General features: G+C 70.7%; 19 protein-coding genes. 10 read left to right on the top strand and 9 right to left on the bottom strand.

All coding sequences use genetic code 11. From position 1 onward, the window contains the following. Positions 1 to 9 precede the first annotated feature (9 nt). The 6 genes from ACTWP9_RS02940 to ACTWP9_RS02915 form a co-directional block, all read right to left on the bottom strand. A complete protein-coding gene (locus tag ACTWP9_RS02940; protein WP_443244313.1) occupies positions 10 to 453 on the bottom strand; it encodes a thioesterase family protein in 444 nt (147 codons plus the stop codon). Continuing rightward, positions 450 to 1,436: a 3-hydroxyacyl-CoA dehydrogenase NAD-binding domain-containing protein gene (locus ACTWP9_RS02935; protein WP_443244312.1), complete on the bottom strand. Its 987-nt coding sequence runs from the start codon at positions 1,434 to 1,436 to the stop codon at positions 450 to 452. Before ACTWP9_RS02935 ends, ACTWP9_RS02940 begins: the two co-directional genes overlap by 4 nt. Before the next feature lie 52 nt (positions 1,437 to 1,488). Next, complete coding sequence (locus ACTWP9_RS02930) at positions 1,489 to 2,400, bottom strand: 3-keto-5-aminohexanoate cleavage protein (RefSeq protein ID WP_443244311.1); 912 nt, start codon at positions 2,398 to 2,400, stop codon at positions 1,489 to 1,491. An 85-nt stretch (positions 2,401 to 2,485) separates the two neighbouring features. Beyond that, entirely contained in the window at positions 2,486 to 3,421 is a 936-nt protein-coding gene (locus ACTWP9_RS02925) for a TetR family transcriptional regulator C-terminal domain-containing protein (protein ID WP_443244310.1), read from the bottom strand. A gap of 123 nt (positions 3,422 to 3,544) precedes the next feature. After that, entirely contained in the window at positions 3,545 to 4,846 is a 1,302-nt protein-coding gene (locus ACTWP9_RS02920) for an MFS transporter (protein ID WP_443244309.1), read from the bottom strand. A 176-nt stretch (positions 4,847 to 5,022) separates the two neighbouring features. Next, complete coding sequence (locus tag ACTWP9_RS02915) at positions 5,023 to 6,108, bottom strand: helix-turn-helix transcriptional regulator (RefSeq protein ID WP_443244308.1); 1,086 nt, start codon at positions 6,106 to 6,108, stop codon at positions 5,023 to 5,025. Positions 6,109 to 6,232: 124 nt separating this feature from the next. Here ACTWP9_RS02915 and ACTWP9_RS02910 point away from each other — a divergent pair, with 124 nt between their 5' ends. After that, positions 6,233 to 6,646, top strand: a complete 414-nt coding sequence (locus ACTWP9_RS02910) for a DUF3224 domain-containing protein (RefSeq protein WP_443244307.1) — start codon at positions 6,233 to 6,235, stop codon at positions 6,644 to 6,646. 107 nt (positions 6,647 to 6,753) lie between these two features. Here ACTWP9_RS02910 and ACTWP9_RS02905 read toward each other — a convergent pair whose 3' ends face one another. Both ACTWP9_RS02905 and ACTWP9_RS02900 read right to left on the bottom strand, forming a co-directional pair. Next, positions 6,754 to 8,076 (bottom strand): MFS transporter, encoded by a 1,323-nt coding sequence (locus tag ACTWP9_RS02905; RefSeq protein WP_443244306.1) that lies wholly within the window; start codon positions 8,074 to 8,076, stop codon positions 6,754 to 6,756. A gap of 158 nt (positions 8,077 to 8,234) precedes the next feature. Next, positions 8,235 to 9,029 (bottom strand): DeoR/GlpR family DNA-binding transcription regulator, encoded by a 795-nt coding sequence (locus tag ACTWP9_RS02900; RefSeq protein WP_443244305.1) that lies wholly within the window; start codon positions 9,027 to 9,029, stop codon positions 8,235 to 8,237. A 148-nt stretch (positions 9,030 to 9,177) separates the two neighbouring features. On the opposite strand from ACTWP9_RS02900, the gene ACTWP9_RS02895 reads away from it, so the two are divergent. The 5 genes from ACTWP9_RS02895 (at position 9,178) to ACTWP9_RS02875 (ending at position 14,766) form a co-directional block, all read left to right on the top strand. Then, on the top strand, positions 9,178 to 9,885 hold the full coding sequence (locus ACTWP9_RS02895; protein ID WP_443244304.1) for an HAD family hydrolase: 708 nt from the start codon (positions 9,178 to 9,180) through the stop codon (positions 9,883 to 9,885). Continuing rightward, entirely contained in the window at positions 9,882 to 10,961 is a 1,080-nt protein-coding gene (locus ACTWP9_RS02890) for a 2-hydroxyacid dehydrogenase (protein ID WP_443244303.1), read from the top strand. The genes ACTWP9_RS02895 and ACTWP9_RS02890 overlap by 4 nt, the downstream gene beginning before the upstream one ends. Beyond that, positions 10,958 to 12,421, top strand: coding sequence for an FGGY family carbohydrate kinase (locus tag ACTWP9_RS02885; protein ID WP_443244302.1), 1,464 nt, complete (start codon positions 10,958 to 10,960; stop codon positions 12,419 to 12,421). The genes ACTWP9_RS02890 and ACTWP9_RS02885 overlap by 4 nt, the downstream gene beginning before the upstream one ends. A 62-nt stretch (positions 12,422 to 12,483) precedes the next feature. Beyond that, positions 12,484 to 14,235: a dihydroxyacetone kinase family protein gene (locus ACTWP9_RS02880; protein WP_443244301.1), complete on the top strand. Its 1,752-nt coding sequence runs from the start codon at positions 12,484 to 12,486 to the stop codon at positions 14,233 to 14,235. Positions 14,236 to 14,271: 36 nt separating this feature from the next. Continuing rightward, complete coding sequence (locus ACTWP9_RS02875; RefSeq protein WP_443244300.1) at positions 14,272 to 14,766, top strand: ribose-5-phosphate isomerase; 495 nt, start codon at positions 14,272 to 14,274, stop codon at positions 14,764 to 14,766. A 156-nt stretch (positions 14,767 to 14,922) separates the two neighbouring features. Here the strand turns inward: ACTWP9_RS02875 and ACTWP9_RS02870 are convergent, their stop codons facing one another. Further along, on the bottom strand, positions 14,923 to 15,126 hold the full coding sequence (locus ACTWP9_RS02870; RefSeq protein ID WP_019354156.1) for a cold-shock protein: 204 nt from the start codon (positions 15,124 to 15,126) through the stop codon (positions 14,923 to 14,925). 261 nt (positions 15,127 to 15,387) lie between these two features. On the opposite strand from ACTWP9_RS02870, the gene ACTWP9_RS02865 reads away from it, so the two are divergent. From ACTWP9_RS02865 to ACTWP9_RS02850, 4 genes are all read left to right on the top strand, one after another. Then, a complete protein-coding gene (locus tag ACTWP9_RS02865) occupies positions 15,388 to 16,239 on the top strand; it encodes a menaquinone biosynthetic enzyme MqnA/MqnD family protein (protein ID WP_443244396.1) in 852 nt (283 codons plus the stop codon). A gap of 165 nt (positions 16,240 to 16,404) precedes the next feature. Further along, positions 16,405 to 17,610, top strand: a complete 1,206-nt coding sequence (mqnC, locus tag ACTWP9_RS02860; RefSeq protein WP_443244299.1) for a cyclic dehypoxanthinyl futalosine synthase — start codon at positions 16,405 to 16,407, stop codon at positions 17,608 to 17,610. A 17-nt stretch (positions 17,611 to 17,627) separates the two neighbouring features. Next, positions 17,628 to 18,344, top strand: a complete 717-nt coding sequence (locus ACTWP9_RS02855) for a demethylmenaquinone methyltransferase (RefSeq protein WP_443244298.1) — start codon at positions 17,628 to 17,630, stop codon at positions 18,342 to 18,344. 622 nt (positions 18,345 to 18,966) lie between these two features. Further along, a complete protein-coding gene (locus ACTWP9_RS02850; RefSeq protein WP_443244297.1) occupies positions 18,967 to 21,198 on the top strand; it encodes a hypothetical protein in 2,232 nt (743 codons plus the stop codon). Positions 21,199 to 21,265 lie beyond the last annotated feature (67 nt).

Below are 21,265 nucleotides of genomic sequence, written 5' to 3'. Positions count from 1 at the left end.
TCGCGCAGGTCAGCCCAGGGGAGCGATGGCGCGACCGGCCCATGCGGGAGGCTCCTCGACGAGCCCGGCCAGTTGTTCCCGCACCGGCTCCGGGAACGCCGCGCTGCCCTCGGCGCCCACATGCAGCGCGAACAGCTCACTCGTGGCGACCGTACGGTCCTCGACGTACATCTCGTGCGCGAAGCGCAGCTTCTTCCCGGCCACACCGAGGATGCGTGTACGCACCGTGAGCGGTGCCCCCTCCGCCACCTCGCTCACGTACCGCACATGCGCCTCGACGGTGTACAACGAGCAGCCCGTGCTCTCCCGGTACTTCGGGCCCAGGCCCACCGCGTCCATCATCGCGTCGGTCGCGTGGCCGAAGACGAGGACGTAGAACGCCTCGCTCATATGGCCGTTGTAGTCGATCCATTCGGCGCGGACCGTCTGCTCGAACAGGGGCAGCGGTGTCATTCGCCGGTCTCCTTCACCTCTGCGTCCGCGGTCGCCTTTCCGCCAGGCAGTCGGCCGGTGGCCCGCAGTACGTCGATGACGCCCTGGTCCCGCTCGGCGACCAGGTCCGCGATGCTGCGTCCGGCGGCGGCCTCCTCGCAGCCCGCCACCATCGCGTGGCGCAACGCCGAGTCCAGCTCGGGTGCCTCCAGCCGGGTCCACGGCGATTTGAGGGACGGGCCGAAGTGGTCGAGCATGTGGCCCATTCCGCCTTCGCCGCCCGCCAGTGCGAACGTCAGGCAGGGCCCCATGAAAGCCCACCGCAGCCCCGGCCCCTCGGTGATCGAGTCGTCGATCTCCTTCACGGTGGCCTCGCCGTTGGCGACCATGTGCAGGGCCTCGCGCCACAGTGCCTCTTGAAGGCGGTTGGCGATGAACCCGGGCAGTTCCCGGTTCATGGTGATCACCGACTTGCCCGCCGCCTCGTAGAACCGCGACGCCCATTCGACGGCCGCGCGCTCGGTGCGTCGGCCTCCGGCCACCTCCACGAGAGGGATCAGATAGGGCGGGTTGAACGGGTGCCCCACCAGCAGCCGGCCCGGGTTTGCCGCTTCCGTCTGCATGTCGGTCATCGGATATCCCGATGTGGACGACGCGATGACGACGCCCTCCGGCGTCGCCGCGTCCAGCTGTGCCAGCAGGTCCCTTTTGAGCTCCAGCTTTTCCGGGGCACTCTCCTGGACGAACTGCGCTTCCGCGCAGGCATCTTCGAGGGAGGCGGCGAATCGGAGCCTCTCCGGCGAGGCGCCTTCCGCCAAGCCGAGTTGAGTGAGAGCGGGCCACGCCGCGGCCACCAGCCGCCGCACCTTTTGCGGGGCGTCCGGTGCCGGGTCCCACGCGGTGACGTCATAGCCGCGGGCCAGAAAGTGGGCGACCCAGCCGCCCCCTATTACCCCCGCGCCGATGCACGTTATGCGGGTTACCTCGCTGGGAGGAACAGTCATTGTGAGGGGTCTCCTTCGTGATCTGCTGGTAGGGGCGTCGGGGGCGGAGCCCTCAAGCATTGGCGGCGGCACCACCCACCGCGCGGAGCCCGAGCCGCGCACGGGCCTCGTCGGGCGAAGCCACCGACACTCCGAGGGCCTCAACGATGTGGACAGCCCTCTCGACGAGCTGCCGGTTCGTCGCCTTCACCCCCCGGCTCAGATACAGGTTGTCCTCCAGCCCGACCCGCACATTCCCACCGAGCAGAATCGACTGCGCCACCCACGGCATCTGCATCCGCCCCAACGCGAACGACGCCCACTGCGCACCCGGCGGCAGAAAGTTGACCATCGACTGAAGCACACCGGGATCGGCCGGAGCACCCCACGGAATACCCATGCACAGCTGGAAAAGCGTCGGCTGATCCAGCAGCCCTTCATCCAGCAACTGCTTGGCGAACCACAGCTGGCCGGTGTCGAAGATCTCCAATTCCGGCTTGACGCCGAGTTCCTGAATCCGCCGAGCCCCCTTCCGCAGCATTTCCGTGGTGGAGACATACAGCTGGTCGCCGAAATTGAGCGAACCGCAGTCCAGGGTGCAGATGTCGGGCAGCAGATCCTCCACGTGCGGCAGCCGGTCGAGGCCGCCGACCAGATCCGTACCCTCCAGCGCGCCCTTCTCCAGCGGCTGATCGGCGTCGAGCACCAGGTCACCGCCCATGCCGGCGGTCAGGTTGATGACGACGTCCGTGCCCGTCTCCTTGACCCGCTCGACGACCTCGCGGTACAGCTTCGGGTCCCGCGAGGGCGCGCCGGTCTCCGGGTCGCGCACATGGATATGGACGACGGCCGCGCCCGCCTCCGCGGCCTCGACAGCCGAGGCGGCTATCTGCTCGGGAGTCACGGGCACATGCGGACTGCGCCCGACGGTGTCGCCGGCGCCGGTGAGGGCGCAGGTGATGATGACGTTCTCGTTCATGGGCATGGCGATCCCTCCAAGTAGGAACGGCGAGGTGCCGGCCGGAAGAAAAACGGGGACAAAAACGGGGAGAAGAAAGGGCGGCCGAGGCTCAGTCCGCGGCCGTCGAGAGCAATTCGGTCCGCACACATGCGAGCAGCGCCGCGTACATGTCGTCGGGACTGGTCCCGTCCTCCGCTCCGGCGGCGCTGGCCAGCACCTGGGAGGCCAGTCCGTCGACGAGTGCGGTCAGTCGCAGGGCGCTGAACTCGGGGTCGACCTCGCGGAAGACGCCCTGGGCGATACCGCGCCGGATGACGTCGGCGACGGTGGTGCGCCATTGCCGGTAGTACTCGACGTGCAGTTGCCCGATGGCGGTCGAGCGCGCGGCCTCGGCCCACAGATCGAGCCACACCAGCCACTGTCGTCGCTGCTGCTCGGTCCGCGGTGTCTGCAGTGCGAGGAGCTCACCCAACTCGGCCACGGCGTCCTCGGCGGCACCGGCCGCGGCGATCCGCGCCGCGCGGGTGGCGGTGTCCTCGTCCATGCACCAGCGCACGGCAGCCTCCAGCAGCTCGGCGCGGCCGGGGAAGTGGTAGTGGATGGCGGCGGTACTGGTGTCGCACGCGGCGGCGATGTCGGCCACCCGTACGGAGTGGAACCCGTGCTCGGCGATCAGCCGCACCGTCTCCTGCACGATCTGCAACGGGCGCCCCGCGGCGGGGAGTACGGATGCCCGGGACTCCGCCACCGACGACGGCGCGGCATCCGGGTGCTCGGCGTCCTCGGGGCCCGACCCTGTCGGCACTGTGCTGCCGGAACCGAGCAGCCACCCCGCGTCGACCTGGCCCGCATCGGCGATCCGGGCCAGTTCGGCGACCGTGAAGCGGCGGGTGCCACTGAGCGAGCGGGAGAGCTTCGAGGGGTCCATCACGATGCGCCGGGCGAACTCCCGCTGGCTGCATCCGGCGGCCTCGACGACCTTACGAACGCGCTCGGCGATCTCGCCCGCGCCGTCCTGAATCCTGTCGCCCGCTGTGTTTGGCATGCGGCCACCGTACGGCGACGTTGAGATAACCGCAATGGGCGGGTGAGGGCGACAGTCGATTGTTCTATATTTTCCCAGGTAAGAGCCGGTGCCTGGAGCATCGTTGTGCTCCTGACTGATGCATCAGTCAGGAGCACAACGCCTCGCCGTATCTCGGTGCAGCTCAGCCGACGCGTTCGCAGCCAGGCGCGGTGCGGCATCAGTGGGCTCGCTCCGGGGCGTGTTCCCGCGGCGCGGGAGCAGCAGCGGGGTGGCCAGCAGGAGGACTCCGGCGATCGCGATCGCGGTGCGGGGGCCGGTGACGGTGGCGAGCAAGCCCCACGCTGCGGTCAGGGTTGCGATGGCAATGCTGCTGCTGACCGACCAGGCGGTCAGGGTGCGGGCGACCCGGTCGGGATCGGTGTGCTCGAGCCGGTAGGTGGCCAGCACCGGGTTGAACACGCCGCAGCAGGTCACCAGACCGAGTTGGACGGCGATGACGAGCACGATCCCGGAGACGCCGGGTTGCACGAACGCCAAACCGACCGGCCAGTATGCCCGCAGTGCCCCGGCGGTGAGCAGCACCTTGCGCTGCCCGAACCGTGTCACGAGCCGGCGCGCGAGGCGTGCGCCGACGAGGCCGCCGATGCAGGGGGCCGCGAACATCAGACCGTACTGCCAGGGTGTGAACCCGAGGCGGCCCAGCAGGAGTACGGCGAGCAGCGGCTCGGAGGCCATGATCAGGCCGTTCACCACGATCGAGTTGAAGAGCAGCGCGCGCAGTGCGGGCCTGCTGAGGATGTAGCGCCATCCTTCGAGCAGATCGCCTGCGCGAAGCCGCGATGCACCGGTCCGCGCTGGGCGCGGTTCACTCCCGCCGATGGCACGGATGCCCAGGGCTGAGAGCAGGTAGCTGACCGCATCGGCCATCACGGCCGTCACCGGGCCGAACATCCCGATCGCGGCTCCCCCGAGCGGTGGTCCGACCATCGTCGCGCTCCAGGTCGTGGACTCGAACCGGCCGTTCGCGACGAGCAGGTCCTGCGCCGGCACGAGCGCCTTCAGATACGCACCGCCGGCCGCGTTGAAGGCGATGTTGGCCGCGGCGACGACGACGGAGACAACGAGGAGTTGGGCGAAGCTGAGCCGGCCGAGCGCGAACGCGGCGGGAACGCTCATCAGCGCCGCGAACCGGATCAGGTCCATCGCCACCATGACCGGCCGCTTGCGGCGGAACTCCACCCACGGACCGAGCGGCACCGCCACCAAGGCCCCCACTGCCCGCCCCGCGGCAGCCAGCGCCGCCACCTGGGCCGGCCCGGAGTGCAGCACGAGGACCGCGATCAAGGAAAACGTGCCGAACCCGAGCGATGTGCCGTACGCGCTGACCGCATACGACGCCCACAACCACCCGAACCGCCTGCCCAGCGCCCGTCTACCTGGCATCCCCAACGCATCTCTCGCCGAACTGAACAACCACCGATGACCACCGGCATCAAAGCGAGTAGCGGATGGCGAGATCAAACAACCGACCAGCCGACAAGCCACAACCGTTCGTTGTGTCCCTGCCCAGCCGGCAGGACGCTCTTCATCGGGTAGAGATCCGAGCGGGAGGGACGGGATCAGTTCGCTGCCGGGTAGCGGGCCGAAAGGGCATGGACGGCGTCGATCACGGCCTCCCGTAGTGCGGGCGGCCCCACGACCTCTGCCTCCGCACCCAGGCTGAGCAGGTCGGAGACGGCGACCTGCTGCGACTCGACGGCCAGCTCCACCTCGACCCACCCGGCCGCGTCCGCCGGCCCTGCACTCTCCAGCGCCCGCTCGCCCGATGTGCCGAACTTCGCCGGGAGCAGCCGCCGGCCGCTCGGCGAGAGCCGGACCCGCGCCACGTCCTGGCGCAGCATCGCCTCCAGGCGCCGCGCCGAAGCCTCCCAGTACGCCGCCAGATCGAAACCCGCAGGCCGCTCGAAGGTCCCCTCACCGGCGTCGACTCCCACCAGCCGCGAGATCCGGAAGGTACGGACGGCACCCTCGCCCGGACGTGCGGCATCCGCATCGCCGCGTATGCCTGCGTCCCCGCGTATGCACGCCTCTCCACCTACGGCGTCCTCCCGGCCTGCGGCGCCCCCGTCGCCGTCCGGGTCGGCGGCCACCGCCACCGCGTACCAGATGCCGCCCTTGAGGACGATGCCCAGCGGGCGCAGTTCGCGCCGCACCTCGCCGCGCCAGCGCTGGTAACGCACCTGGAGCACTCGCTGTTCCCACACCGCGCGGGCGACCTGCGGCAGGTACGGCACCGGGTCGGCGTCGCGGAACCAGCCCGGCGCGTCCAGGTGGAACCGGTCCTGGATGCGCCGGCTGTGCTCGGCGAGCGGGGCCGGGAGCGCGGCGCGCACCTTCAGTTGTGCGGTGGTCAGCACGGCACCGAGCCCCAGATCCTGGGCCGGGCCCGGGAGCCCGGACAGGAAGAGGGAGCCTGCCTCGGTATCGGTCAGACCGGTCAGCCGGGTGCGGTACCCGGCCATGAGGCGGTAGCCGCCCGCCGGGCCGCGGTCGGCGTAGACGGGGACGCCGGAGCCGCTGAGCGCCTCGATGTCGCGGTAGACGGTGCGGACGGAGATGCCCAGCTCGGCGGCGAGTTCGGGCGCCGTCATCCGGCCGCGGTGCTGCAGCAGGAGGAGCAGCGAGAGGAGCCGGTCGGCGCGCATGCCGTCATTGTCGCGCCTGGCCCGCCGTACCTGACAGGAGGTGTCAGGTACGGCCGGAAGGATGCCCGTACGCGGCGAACAGCAGGCGTCGCGTCGAGCAGCAAGCACAGCGAAAGGCACCGACATGGCCCAGCAGTCCACCACCGCCGTCTTCACCTTCTCCTCCTGGGACGAGAAGAACGTCACCGACGCCGAGCGCAGCCCGCGCCTTGCGCACGCTGCCGTCGTCAACAACTACAGCGGGGGCATCGATGCGGAGGGCACCGCATGCCAGTACGCGCTGGCGTACGCCGCCGAGACCCGCGGCTCCTTCTGCGGGATGGAACTGCTGACCGGCTCCGTCGCAGGCCGGGAGGGCACGTTCGTCATCCAGCAGACCGGCACCTTCGACGAGGAGGGCGTCATCCGTTGCTCGTTCGAGGTGGTGCCGGGCTCGGGCACGGGCGAGCTCACCGGTCTGACCGGAACGGGAGGGTACGAGGTCCGCGAGGGGGAGCAGGAGGTGAAGGTGAGCTTCTCCTACGAGCTCCAGGGCTGAGCCCCCGCTTTCCTCGCCGCCCCACCCCCTTCACACGGAACACCCCCTTCCCGCTGCGACGGCGAGAAGGGGGTGTTCCGCGAGAAGAGGCGCTGCCCGTCAGCGAGCTAGGCGGGCGTCGGGGCTGAGTTCTTACCGGGAGGCGAGGCGGTGACGGCGGCTCCGGAACCGCCCTGCTCCTCCGGCATCTTGAGGAAGAAGGTCAGCACCATGGCGACCAGGTACAGGGCCAGGAAGACGATGGTCACGCCACCCGCGCCCACGAGCGGGAGGAAGATGGACGCGATGGCGGGCCCCACGAAGGCCGCGCCGCCCGCACCGAGGTTGAGGAGGGCCATCGCGCCGCCCTTGTTCTCCGGGGCCATGCTCGGGATCAGCGCCGAGATGGGGACGAAGCCGGCCAGCGTGGCGCCGTACAGCATGCCGGCGAGCACGGCGACCCAGTAGTAGTCGGGGCCGAGCCAGGTCGGCACGAAGTACAGCACCGTCACGCTGATCGCACAGCCGAGGGCGCCGAAGGTGGCGATGGTGGTCCGCCAGCCGATCTTGTCGGAGGCGGCCCCGAAGATCAGGTTGAAGAAGATGTTGGTGCCGTAGATGATCGCCAGCAGCTGGAGCCACTTGTCGGTGCCGAAGCCGACATCGTCGGAGAAGATCCGCGGCAGGTAGACGAGCATGCCGAACTCGGGCGCCGTGTTGATGATCCGCACCAGGCAGCCGACCAGCACCCGCGGGTGCGTCCAGATGATCGAGACGCTGTTGAAGAGGGACTCGCCCGTGGTGACGCCGGGCTCAGCCAGCCGGTCGCCGCCCTCCCGCCGCTTGGCGCCGACCAGTGCGATGGCGCCGCCGGCCAGGATGAGGGCGAGTGCGCTCCACAGGGTGCCCAGTTCGCCGATGGCGGGGATGGTGAAGCTGGACCACAGGGAGCCGAGGGTGGGCAGGCCGCCGGTGAAGGCGAAGTAGAACCAGCCCACGGCGGTGCCCAGTCGGGCTTTCGGCGCCGTACCGGTGATCCAGACGAGGAAGCCGAAGGCGAAGAGCGGATAGCCGAAGCCGCGGATGCCGTAGAGGATCAGCATCATCGGGTAGTTCTCGGTGCCGAGTGCGAAGACAAGATAGAGCGCGTCGAAGACCGCCCAGATCGCCAGGCCCACCCACATCACCTTGCGCGGCCCCCACACCTCGGAGAGCGCGCCGGAGAACCAGGAGGCCAGCATCACGGTGACGCCGTACGCGGTGATGACGTAGCCGGCCTTCACATCGGTGCCTGCTCCGTGGTCGGCCATGTACGGCGAGATGAATCCGCTCTCGACACCGTCGCCGATCATGAACAGCAGTACGCCGATATACCCGAGGACCAGGGGTTTCGGCAGCCCTATGCGATCGAGTAGCCCTCTCTCGGCAGCTCGGGTCGCTGAATCCGTCATCGGGGGGCCTCCGCTCTGAGGTAACCAGTTGGTGCACCGCAGATACTCAGCCCGCCTGCGAGAAATATCAAGGGCTATGTTAAAAGTAACGGTCAAGTTCGTTAGCGCGTAACAGGCCGGATCGCGTGCGTAGCCGCCCCGAGGCCGGCAGGCGGAACCTACGCCGAGTCCGCCGACACCACCCGCACATCCGTCAGCTTGCGCATCTCCGCCACCAGCCCTTCGTCCACCGGCCCGCTGAGCACCACGTGGTCGAAGGCGCGTACTGGATCCAGCCGGTGCAGCGCGCTGCGGCCGACCTTGCTGTGGTCCATCAGCAGCACGCTCACCGAGCCTGCCTCCCGCATCGCGCGCTTGAGGGCGACGATCTCCTGTTCCTGGTGGTAGGTCATGGTGCCGGTGATGGCGGAGGTGGAGACGACGGTCAGATCCACCGAGAAACTCTTGATCATCTCCAGCGCGGAGAGCCCGATCCACGAGTCGTGGGTGCGCGAGTACTCGCCACCGATCCCGATGAGCCGTACGTCCTCCACGGGCCGCAGCTCCTCGGTGATCAGCCGGTAGTTGGTCACCACGGTCAGCGGCCCCACCTGCGGCAGCAGCTTGGCGAAGGCCAGCGCCGTGGTCGAGTCGTCCAGCATCAGCGACATTCCCGGCGTCACGAACTCCAGCGCGGCGCCGGCCAGTGCTTCCTTCTCGCCGGTGTGCGCGTGCAGCCGGAAGTCGGAGCTGGACTCGAAGACGGTGGAGGGCTGGGCCGAGACGCCGCCGTGGTACTTGCGCAGGATGCCGCGGTCGGCGAGCTCGGCGATGTCCCGGTGCACCGTCATCACGCTGACGCCGGTCAGCTCCGTCAGCTCCGCCACCGAGGCGTCGCCCTTGGCCAGCACATGGTCGACGATCTGCTGCTGACGCTTCTGGCGCGAGGCGCGCGCTGCTGAATGGGCGGTCATACGGACCATCCTGCACCCCGGACGGTCTCTTCCGGTCCCCGGATCACGGGAAGTCTCACATCGCTCCTGGTGTGCGTATCAATGCGCAAGTGACAGATAACAGATCCGGTGTTAATTTGCAGGGAGCCGAAGGTGAGGAGTTCCGGCCGTGGCCGATGCAGTGGTGTTTGACATGGACGGAGTGCTCGTCGAGAGCGAGCATCTCTGGGAGCGGCTGTGGACCGCGTTCGCCGCCGAGCGCGGCAAGCAGTGGGGACCCGAGCAGACCAAGAGCTGCCAGGGCATGAGTGCCCCGGAGTGGGCCGCCTTCCTCACCGAGTTCGCCGGGGCCGGCGACAGCGCCGCCGATACCGAGCGCACCGTCGTGGACGGCATGATCAAGGCGCTGGAGGACGGTGAGATCGAACTGCTGCCGGGCGCCCTGGAGATGATCACCGACGCCGCCGCACGCGGGCCCATCGCGCTCGCCTCGTCCGCGCCGCGCCGCGTGATCGACGCCGTCCTCGCGCACCATGGAGTCGACCACCACTTCAAGGCCACCGTCTCCAGCGCCGAGGTCCCACGTGGCAAGCCCAGCCCGGACGTCTACCTCGCGGCCGCCGACAAGCTCGGCGTCCCCGCGGCCGACTGCCTTGCCGTGGAGGATTCCAGCAATGGGCTGCGCGCCGCCGCGGCGGCCGGGATGACGGTCGTCGCCATCCCCAACCCCGGCTACCCGCCGGCCGCCGACGCGCTGGCGGGCGCCGCACACCGCGCGGCGGACCACGACGACGTACGCCGCTACCTGCTCTCCCGGCTCGCGGAAAGCTCGCAGCTGACCGAAAGCTCCCAGTCCAAGGAAGGTGACCGGGCATGACGGACCCGATCAAGGTGCTGGCCTCGGGCGACCACTTCATCGCCCCCCAGCTCTTCGTCGACGCGCTCAAGGAAGCGGCCCCCGGCACCGCGCTGGACTTCCGTACCCAGACCACCCCCTGGCCGCACACCCCCTTCGGCCCCGTCGGCAACGTCAAGGAGGCCAGCGGCACCGAGGACGAGCTGCTCGCAGCGCTCGGCGACGCGGAGGTGGCGCTGATCCAGATGGCGCCGTTCACCGACCGCGTCATCCGCGAGGCCCCGAACCTGAAGCTGATCGCCGTGGCCCGCGGCGGCCCGGTCAACGTCGATGTGCCCGCCGCCACCCGCGCCGGCATCCCCGTCACCTTCACCCCCGGCCGCAACGCGGCAGCCGCCGCCGAGTTCGCCCTCGGACTGATGCTCGCCGCGCTGCGCCGTATCCCGGCCTCCGACGCGGAACTGAAGAAGGGCACCTGGCGGGGCGACTACTACGCCATCGAGAACGCGGGCATCGAGCTGGACGGCACCACCGTCGGACTCGTCGGATACGGCGCCATCGGCGCGATCGTCGCGCGGGTGCTGCGTGCCTTCGGCTCCAGGGTGCTGGTCGCCGACCCCTACGCCGATCCGGCCAAGGCCGCCGCGGACGGGGTGGAGTTGGTGGCGCTGGAGGAGCTGCTGCGCCGCAGCTCGGTCGTCAGCCTGCACGCCCGCGTCACGCCCGAGACCCGGCACATGCTGAACGCCGACAACCTCAAGCTGCTCCCCAAGGGCGCGGTGCTCGTCAACTCGGCGCGCGGCGAACTGATGGACTACGGTCCGTTGCCCGCGATGCTGGAGTCCGGCCATCTGGGCGCGCTGGCGCTGGATGTGTACGACGTCGAGCCGCCGCCCGCCGACTGGCCGCTGCACCGCGCTCCGCACGTCATCACCACCCCGCACCTGGCGGGCGCCACCCGGCAGACCGCCGACCGCGCCGCGGCCATCACGGCGGCCCAGGCAGCCGCCCATCTGCGCGGCGAGCGACCCGAGTTCGTGGTCAACCCGGAGGTGTTCGAGACCACGGGGACCGCCGGGGGAGGGCAGCAGTCATGATCGTCGGGGTCGATGTCGGCACCTCGGTCACCAAGGCCCAGCTCATCGCGCGCGACGGGCGCACCAGCCCGGCGCACGAGGCCCGCAGCACGCTGTACACGCTGCCGGGCAACCGCGTCGAGCAGGACATGGACGAGGTCATCGGCACCGTCGTCACCGTCGTACGGGCCGCCGTCGCCGATGCCGCACAACTCGACCCGAACGAGCCCATCGAGGCCCTCGCACTGACCGGCCAGGGCGACGGCCTGTGGCTGCGGGACGCCGGCGGCCGTCCGGTGGGCCGGGCGCTGTCCTGGATGGACGGCCGCGCGGCCCCCGTCCTGGACAGGTGGGCCGCCGACGGCACGGCCCGGGAGGTCTACCGCCGCACCGGAGCCGGTATGTTCCCGGGCGCCGCCGGACCCCTCCTCGCCCACCTGGCCGAACACGAGCCCGAGCGGTTGGCCGCGGCCGATGTGGCCGGGTACTGCGTCGACGCCATCGCCCAGCGCTTCACCGGTGAGCGCACGGTGGACGCCTCGGACGCATCGGTGCCGTTCTTGGACGTGGCCCGGCGTACGTACGACGACGAGGCACTTCAGCTGTGCGGGCTGGGCCGGTGGCGCGGACTGCTGGCCGAACCCGCACCGCCCGGTGCGCTGTTCGGACTGCTGCCCAAGGTCGCCGCCGAGCTGGGACTGCCCGTCGGACTGCCCGTCAGCGCCGGTCCCTTCGACATCCCGGCGTGCGGCTTCGGCTCGGGCCTCGAACAGGTCGGCGAGGGCAACCTCATCGTCGGTACGACGCTGGCCTGCCAGGTGCTGAGCGACGACCCCGCGCCGGGTGCCGGGGACGAGGCGGCCGGCATGATCCTGGCCACCCCGTTCGAGGACCGGTATCTGCGGGTCATGCCCGCCATGATCGGCACGGCCGGGCTGGACTGGCTGCTGGGCATGCTCGGCGTACGCATCGAGGAGCTCGACGCGCTGCTGGCCCAGTCCCCGTACGGCGCCGCCGGGGTGACTGCGCTGCCGTTCCTGTCCACCAGCGGCGAGCGGGCCCCCTTCGTGGACGCCCGCGCCCGCGGCCGGCTCGACGGGCTCTCGCCCCTGACCGGCCGCGCCGACCTGGTGCGTGCCCTGTGCGAAGCCGTCGCCTACTCGGCCCGGCACTGCCTGGAGACCCTCGGCGTCGCCGGGACCGTCACCGCCTGCGGCGGGGGAGCGCGTTCCGGAGAATGGGGGCGCATCTTCGCCGGCGTCCTGGGACGGGATGTCCATGTGCGGGAGGACGCCGTGGGCATCCGCGGCGCCGCGCGGATCGCCTGGCGCGCGCTGGGCGCGGACGCTGAAGGTTCCGCCGTCGGCGGCTCCCTGGGAGGGGGCCGTGTCGCCCGCGCCGACGACGTTGCGGTCGCCTTCTACGAGGACGGCTACCACCGGTACCTCGACACCTTGGAAAGAGCCCGCCAGTCCTGGTGACCCGTCCCGGTCCCTTTCCGGACTCCGTCCGGTCCCGGCAACACACACTGCTGGAGTCCCCTATGACCCGCGTATTCAACGACCCTGCCCGCTTTGCCGAGGACATGGTCCAAGGCTTCACCGCGGCCCACCCCGAACACGTCCGCGCGGTGCCCGGCGGCGTGGTCAGAGCCCACCGCCCCACCACAGCGAAGGTCGCCGTGCTGACGGGCGGCGGCTCCGGCCACTATCCCGCCTTCTGCGGCGTGGTCGGCAAGGGGTTCGCCGACGGCTCGGTCATCGGCAACGTCTTCACCTCCCCGTCCGCCGCGCAGGCGTACTCCGTGGCGGCGGAAGCCGAGACGGGGGCAGGCGTGCTGTTCATGTTCGGCAACTACGCGGGCGACGTCATGAACTTCGGCCAGGCAGCCCAGCGGCTGACCGCCGACGGCATACCGGCCCGCTGCTTCGCCGTCACCGACGACATCGCCAGCGCCCCCACAGCGGAGGCGGACCGGCGGCGCGGCATCGCGGGCGGCTTCACCGTCTACAAGACGGCCTCCGCCGCCGCCGAGGAGGGCGCGGACCTGGACGAGGTGGTCAGGATCGCGGAGCACACCAACGCCCGGACCCGCTCGCTCGGCGTGGCCTTCGCGGGGTGCACACTGCCTGGTCAGCGGGAGCCGCTGTTCACCGTGCCGGAAGGCAAGCTGGGCCTCGGCCTGGGCATTCACGGCGAGCCCGGCGTGAGCGAGAGCGAGCTGACGACCGCCGAGGACCTGGCCCGCACCCTGGTGGCGGAGCTGCTGGCCGAGCGGCCCGAGGAGGCCGCGGACAGCCGCCGGGTGGCGGTCCTCCTCAACGGCCTGGGCGCCACCAAGTACGAGGAGCTGTACGTCCTGTGGGCGTCCGTGGCACGACTGCTCGACGAGGCGGGACTGGATCTGGTGCGCCCCGAGGTGGGTGAGCTGGTCACCTCGCTGGACATGGCGGGCTGCTCGCTGACCGTCACCTGGCTGGACGACGAGCTGGAACGGCTCTGGCTCGCCCCCGCCGACACCCCCGCCTACCGCCGCGGCGAGGTCGCCCCGCAAGATCCGTCCGCGAGCGGGGCGGTGGCCGCACCCCGTACGGCCACAGTCATCACCCCTCAGACCGGTGACGTTTCCGCCGGTCCCGCCACCGGTGGGGCGATCGCCACCACGGCCACCGTCGTACGGGCCTTCCGTACCGTCCGCACCCTCCTCCACCAGGAGGAAGAGGCCCTCGGCCGGCTCGACGCCGTCGCCGGGGACGGGGATCACGGCCGCGGCATGTGCAAAGGCGTGGACGCGGCGCTGGCCGCCGCCGAGAAGGCGCAGGCCACAGACGCTGCGCCGGCCGCACTGCTCGGTGCTGCCGGGGACGCCTGGGCCGCCGAGGCGGGAGGCACCTCCGGAGCGCTGTGGGGTGCGGCACTGCGCGCGTTCGGCTCAGCGCTCCCCGCCGACCGCGCCCCGGGGCCCGCGGAACTGGCCGCCGGCGCCCAAGCCGCGCTGGAGGCCGTCACCGCGCTCGGCAAGGCGGAGCCCGGCGACAAGACCCTGGTCGACGCACTCGCCCCGTTCGTGACCGCTTTCGGAGAACGGCTGGAGGCGGGCAGTGCACCAGCCCGAGCGCTGGCCGACGCGGCCGATATGGCCCGTACCGCCGCCGAGGCCACCGCGGAGCTGCGCCCCAAGCTGGGCCGCGCCCGGCCGCTCGCCGAACGCAGCATCGGCACCCCGGACCCGGGCGCCACCTCGCTGGCGCTGGTCCTGAGCACGGTGGCGGACACCGTGAGTGCCGCGGACTGACCTCTTCTCCACCCCCGCCACCAGGAGGAACGCACCATGAGCAGCACCCCCGCAGCGCCGCGGCAGCCCTTCCGTATCGTCGTGGGCTGCGACGACGCGGGTCTCGACTACAAGGAAGCCCTCAAGAAGGACCTGCTCGGCGACGCCCGGGTCGCGGAGGTCACCGATGTCGGCGTCGACAGCGGAGGGGCCGACAAGGACCGGGCCTATCCGCACGTAGCCGTCGAGGCGGCCCGCTGCGTCGCCGACGGGGAGGCCGACCGCGCGCTGCTGATCTGCGGCACCGGTCTGGGCGTCGCCATCAGCGCGAACAAGGTCCCCGGCATCCGCGCCGTCACCGCACACGACAGCTACTCCGTACAGCGCTCCGTACTCAGCAACAACGCTCAGGTCCTCTGCTTCGGCCAGCGCGTCATCGGTCTGGAGCTGGCCCGCACCCTGCTGGACGAGTGGCTGGACCAGCATTTCGACGAGGGCTCCGCCTCGGCGGCCAAGGTCGCCGCGATAACGGGCTACGAGCACAACTGCTGACCCCGCCGGGCCGGAAACAGCGCCTGGGAACGGCACCAAACGGCACCGGGAAACGGACGGGAAACAGCACCGAGGAAAAGGCACCGAACGGCGCCCCCGGAAAAGGCAGGAGCCCCCGCCGAAGCGGGGGCTCCTTGGATACTGCAGAGTCAGGGACTACTGCGCGGTGACATTCTCCGCCTGCGGACCCTTGGGGCCCTGCGTGACATCGAACGACACCATCTGGTTCTCCTCAAGAGAGCGGAAACCGGATGCGTTGATCGCGGAGTAGTGGACGAAGACATCGGGACCGCCGCCGTCCTGGGCGATGAAACCGAAGCCCTTTTCAGCGTTGAACCACTTAACGGTTCCGGTAGCCATAAGCCCTCCTTGGGCCTATAAGGGTGTCCCTGCTCCCAGAACCCACAAAGAAGCCTGAAAACGACGAGAGCCCGCGGTCACATGCTCCGCAGGCTCTGTACTGCAAGGGAAACCAAACTGCAACTTGGCTCTGAGCCTAGCACGGTGGGGCCGGGGGTGGAAGAGCTGCGGATCATGTCCAACAGCCCTCCCGGAGGACCCCGCGTGGCGGGGTACAGACCGGGGCGTACTCTCCGGAGAGTGACTGCGAAACCGAGGCATGTGCGCACCCGCCCCCGCGTCGCGCACATCCAGTTCCTCAACTGTCTGCCGCTGTACTGGGGTCTGGTCCATACCCACACCCTGCTGGACCTGGACCTGACCAGGGACACCCCCGAGAAGCTCAGCGAGATGATCATCGACGGGCGGCTCGACATGGGGCCCGTCACCCTGGTGGAGTTCCTGCGCAACGCGGACGACCTGGTGGCCCTCCCGGACATCGCGGTGGGCTGCGACGGCGACGTCATGTCGTGCGAGATCGTCTCCCGCGTCCCCCTCGACCAGCTGGACGGCGCCCGGGTGGCCCTCGGCTCGACCTCGCGAACCTCCGTACGCCTCGCCGAACTGCTGCTCACGGAGCGCTATGGCGTCCAGCCGGACTTCTACAGCTGCCCGCCCGACCTGGAGCGGATGATGAAGGAGGCGGACGCCGCCGTCGTCATCGGTGACGTGGGGCTGCGCGCCTATCTGCGGCAGCTGCCCGAGGAGGACCTCCAGGTGCACGACTTGGGGCGGTTGTGGAAGGAGTGGACGGGACTGCCGTTCGTCTTCGCCGTCTGGGCCGTACGCCGCGACTTCCTGCGGCAGGCTCCGGAGACGGTGCACGAGACGCACCGGGCGTTCCTGGCCTCCCGCGACCTGGCCATGGAGCAGGTCGACCAGGTCGCCGAGCACGCCGCGCGCTACGAGATCTTCGAGCCGAAGGTGCTGGAGCGGTACTTCACCACCCTCGACTTCCGGTTCGGTCAGCGGCAGCTGGAGGGCGTCGCCGAGTTCGCCCGCCGTACCGGCGCGACGACCGGTTTCCCGCCCGACGTCCGGGTGGAGATGCTCAGCCCCGAGCCCCGCACCTGAGCCCCCCGGCGGCACTCGGGCGACCCTCGGGGACACTCCGAAGATCGGCCGAAAGCCCCTGGCGTAGGCTGGTCCGGCGCCGCTGTGCTGTGGTAAGCGGCGAGATGCAGCGAATTTTTGAAATGCAGTGAATGTGCGAAGTGCGACCTTTGGAGGGACGCCACGGTGACAGCGCACGTGTCGGAAGCCGACCTGCTCTCCGCCCTCGACCGCGCCGCCACCGGAGGGCGCGTCACGCCCGAAGAGGCGCTCGACCTCTACCGGTACGCGCCCCTGCACGCGCTGGGCGCCGCTGCGGACAAGGCGCGCCGCCGCCGGTACGCCGGGACCGAGCACATCGCCACGTACATCATCGAGCGCAACATCAACTACACCAACTCGTGCGTGACGGCCTGCAAGTTCTGCGCCTTCTACGCCTCGCCCAAGAGCGACAAGGTGTGGACCCGGGACCTGGACGACATCCTGCGCCGCTGCGCGGAGACGGTGGAACTGGGCGGCACCCAGATCATGTTCCAGGGCGGCCACCACCCGGACTTCGGGGTGGAGTACTACGAGGAGCACTTCGCCGCCATCAAGAAGGCGTTCCCGCAGCTGGTCATCCACTCGCTGGGCGCCAGCGAGGTCGAGCACATGGCGCGGATCTCCGGAGTGTCGCCGAAGGAGGCGATCGAGCGCATTCACGCGGCAGGTCTCGACTCCTTCGCGGGCGCCGGCGCCGAGCTGTTGCCCGAGCGGCCGCGTAAGGCCATCGCGCCGCTCAAGGAGTCGGGCGAGCGGTGGCTGGAGATCATGGAGATCGCCCACAACCTCGGTGTGGAGTCCACCTCCACCATGCTGATGGGCACGGGCGAGACCAACGCCGAGCGCATCGAGCACCTGCGGATGATTCGTGATGTGCAGGACCGCACCGGCGGCTTCCGCGCCTTCATCCCGTACACCTACCAGCCGGAGAACAACCATCTGAAGGGGCAGACGCAGGCGACCGTCTTCGAGTACCTGCGGATGATCGCCATCGCGCGGATCTTCCTCGACAACGTCGCCCACATCCAGGGCTCCTGGCTGACCACCGGCAAGGACCTCGGACAGCTCTCGCTGCACTACGGCGCCGACGACCTCGGCTCGGTGATGCTGGAGGAGAACGTCGTCTCCTCGGCGGGCGCCAAGCACCGCTCCAACCGGATGGAGCTGATCGACCTCATCCGCAAGGCGGGCCGCGTCCCGGCGCAGCGGGCCACGACGTACGAGCACCTCGTGGTGCACGACGACCCGGCGAACGACCCCGTGGACGACAAGGTCGTCTCGCACCTCTCCTCCACCGCCATCGAGGGTGGCACCGCCCACCCCGAGCTGGCCCTCATCGACGCGAACTGACGGGCGGGCAACCGACTATGAGCCGCGCATCCCTGGAGAAGCAGCCGCACGAGGTCGCTGCCATGTTCGACGACGTGGCGGCCAAGTACGACCTCACAAACGACGTGCTCACGCTCGGCCAGGCCCGGCTGTGGCGGCGCGCCGTCGCCGCCGCCGTCGACGCCCGGCCCGGCGAGAAGGTGCTCGACCTGGCGGCGGGCACCGGCACCTCCTCGCTGCCGTTCGTGGAGGGCGGCGCCTTCACCGTGCCGTGCGACTTCTCGCTCGGCATGCTGCGCAAGGGCAAGGAGCGTCATCCCTGGATGCCGTTCACCGCCGGGGACGCCACCCGACTGCCCTTCGCCGACGGCACGTTCGACGCGGTGACGATCTCCTACGGGCTGCGCAACATCAGCGCGGTGGACGCTGCCCTCGCGGAGATGCGGCGCGTCACCCGACCCGGCGGACGGGTGGTGATCTGCGAGTTCAGCCAGCCCACTTGGGCGCCCTTCCGCACCGTCTACACCCAGTATCTGATGCGAGCGCTGCCGTCCATCGCACGGCAGGTCAGCAGCAACCCCGACGCCTACGTCTACCTCGCGGAGTCCATCCGCGAGTGGCCGAACCAGCCGCAACTGGCGGCCCGCCTCCAGGATGCGGGCTGGACCCGGGTCGCCTGGCGCAATCTGACGGGCGGCATCGTCGCCCTGCACCGCGGCTTCCGTCCGAGCGGTCCGACGGGTCCGACTGACTGACGGAGCGTCAATTCGAGGAGTAGTTGGCCAAGTCCGGTTGCGCTTGGATAAATCTCCTTCCCCCAAGGGGCGTTCGGCGGAACGATGTAGCCCGTCCCCACGTACCGTACGCACACACGCGGTGCCCCTGTGTGCCGCTTCGTCCCCTCTCCTCGGCTTCCCCGAAGGCCGAACGCAACCGCATCGGAGCGCCATGTCGTCCCCGCCGCCGCCGTCATCGTCGCCGTGCCCGCAATGTGGAGCCGATTCCCCCGCCGAGGCCCGCTTCTGCATGTCCTGCGGCGCCCCGACGGCACCTGCGGCCCCGCCTGAGCCCGCGGCCCCGCCTGAGCCCGCGGCCCCGCCTGAGCCCGCGGCCCCGCCCGCACCGGCGGGCCCGCCCGAGCCTGCGGCCCCGCCCGCACCGGCGGGCCCGCCCGAGCTCGCGGCCCCGCCCGGGCCCGCGGCCCCGCCCGCACCGGCGGGCCCGCCCCCGCCCGCCGCGCCGCCTGAGCACGCCGCGCCGCCCGAGCACGCGCCCCCGCCCACGTACGTACCGACCCAGACCGCGCAGCCTGCGCAACCCGGCTACGCGCCGCCTCCGCCCGCTCCTCCCCAGCCCGCTCGGCCCAGCCCGGTCGGGATGTTTCTGGCGCGGACCCTCAAGGGCGACTGGCTCGGCGCACTGCGCGTCGCCGGCTGGCCGTTGGGGTTGCTGTTCCTGGGGGCCTGCCTGCTCGGCATCTGGTCCGACGAGGACATCGACGACCTCGACATCGGCTGGGGCACCCGGATGCGGGTCGCACTTGCCGCACTGCTCCAGGGCATCGGCGGCGGATTCGGCGTCTCGGCCGATCCCGATTCCCAGACCCAGGGTGCACGCGTGGCGGGCGATGCGTCGGTCTCCGGACTGCCGCTGCTGGCGACTGCCGTATGGATCGGCGCCCTCGTCGTCGCGGCCCGCTTCGAGCGGCGCCGACTGGCACCGGCGACCCCCTCGGCCGGATTCGAGGCCGCGCTGCGGATCGGCGCAGTGTGCGGACTCGGAGGGCTCGCGCTGGGGCTGTACGCCTCTCCCTCGTACGAGGGCCTGGAGTTGGAGTCCTCGCCCGGACTCACCCTTCTGTGGGCGTTCCTGCTCTCCACCTTCGTCGCGGCGCTCGTGCTGACCCGGGGCGGGACCGACGCCTGGCTGGCCGCGCGCCCCGGCCCGCGCGCCGTGATGGGCGCGCTGCGGACGGCGGGGCTCGCACTGGCGGGTGTGATCGCGCTGGCCTCCGTGGTGATGTTCGTCGTCCTGCTGGCCAGTGAGGACGACGTCAGCGCCGGTGACGTATGGGGGCTGGTCGCGCTGCTGCCCAACGTCGGCACGTTCGGCCTCGCGCTGGCCTGGGGTGCGCCCATCGACGTGAAGTGGGACATCAGCCAGTGGGACGCGGGGCGCGAGTCGTTCGGCTACGGAGAGTTGAGCGACCTGGTCAACGGCGACTGGGCGGTCGTCGGCGCGCTGGCCGGCGGGCTGGCGTGCGCTCTGCTGCTGGGCACGCTGGTGGCGCGGCGCAGCGTCGACCGCCGCGAACAACTGCTCGCTGCCGGGTTCTTCGTCCTCGGGCTGCTGCTGGTCGCCGGGCTGGCCGGGGCCAGCTTCGACGCCGGGTTCCGCGAGTCGACCGCCGACATCGGCGACGGCAGCGGGGGCGGCCTTCCAGACGACTACGGCGGCAACTACGACGACGACTACGGAAGCGACTACGGCGGCGATTACGGCGGCGAATTCGGGTCCGGCGACCGCTTCTACGCCCACGGTGAGATCGCGGCCGGTATCGCCGAGCTGCTGCTGTTCGCGCTGCTGTGGTCCTACGGCGGCACGCTGCTGGTCCCCTTCCTGCGTGCCCAGTTCGGCAAGGGCGGCCCCGGCGGGACCGGCCTCGGCGGCACGGGCCTGGGTGCGGGCGCGTACGGCGCAGTCCCTCACGGTGCGGGCACCCACGGCATACCGGCCGCTCCGCCGGTGTCACCCCCTCCCGCCGCGCCACCCGCGCAGGGTGACCAACCCGGCGCCGCGTACCCCGCGACCGACACCGCACCAGGCCCCGATGTCCAGAGCCCGGGTGGGGGCGGCGGCCCGGTGCCGCCCCCGCAGCGCAGGCGCGGGCTCCTGTGGGCGGGCCTCATCCTCGCCGCATTCCTGGTAGGCGGCGCCGGGGCCGGAGGTGCCTTCTATCTTGCGGGCGACGACGCCAAGGGCGACAGCAAGCCGGCGGCGAAAGAGCCCGCCAAGGCGTCCACGAAGGAGAAGGAGAAGGAGCCCGCCGACGAGAGCCCCGAAGGGCCGAGCCCCGCACCGTCGGACAGCTCCGACAGCCCCGACGACTCCGATCCGGACGCGCAGTCGGGCGGCTCCCCCGGCACCCCGGAGACCACCGAGCTGCCCGACGGCTTCACCACGGCGGACGACCCCAAGGGCTTCTCCGTCGGAGTGATGGAGGGCTGGCAGCGCCGGGCGAAGGGCACCCAGGTCGACTACGAGGCTCCTACCGGGGGCGACTATCTGCGCGTCGGCATCATCGAGAACGCGGGCCAGTCCTCGTACGACAACTTCCGCACCCTGGAGAAGGGCGCCCGCAAACGGGACGGCTACCGGCGCCTCGAACTGACGGAGAACACCTTCCGGGGACGGCCGGGCGCCCGCTGGGAGTTCGTCTACACCTCGGACGAATCGGGCCGCACCATCCACGCCATCGACCAGGCGTACGTCGGCGAGGACGGTACGGAGTACAGCCTCTACGCCGAGAGCCGCTATGACGAGTGGGACCCGGACCGGGAACAGGTCTTCAGCACCGCGCTGCGCACCTGGGACGAGAACGGCACCTGACGGACGGCGGGGGAGGGACCGGAACGCGGCGCGGTCCCGGCCCCCGCATAGACTGGCGAGGTCAGCC

Source organism: Streptomyces sp. 3N207, from assembly GCF_052246355.1.
Taxonomy (GTDB): Bacteria; Actinomycetota; Actinomycetes; order Streptomycetales; family Streptomycetaceae; genus Streptomyces.
This window is presented reverse-complemented; position numbering and strand designations above follow the sequence as displayed.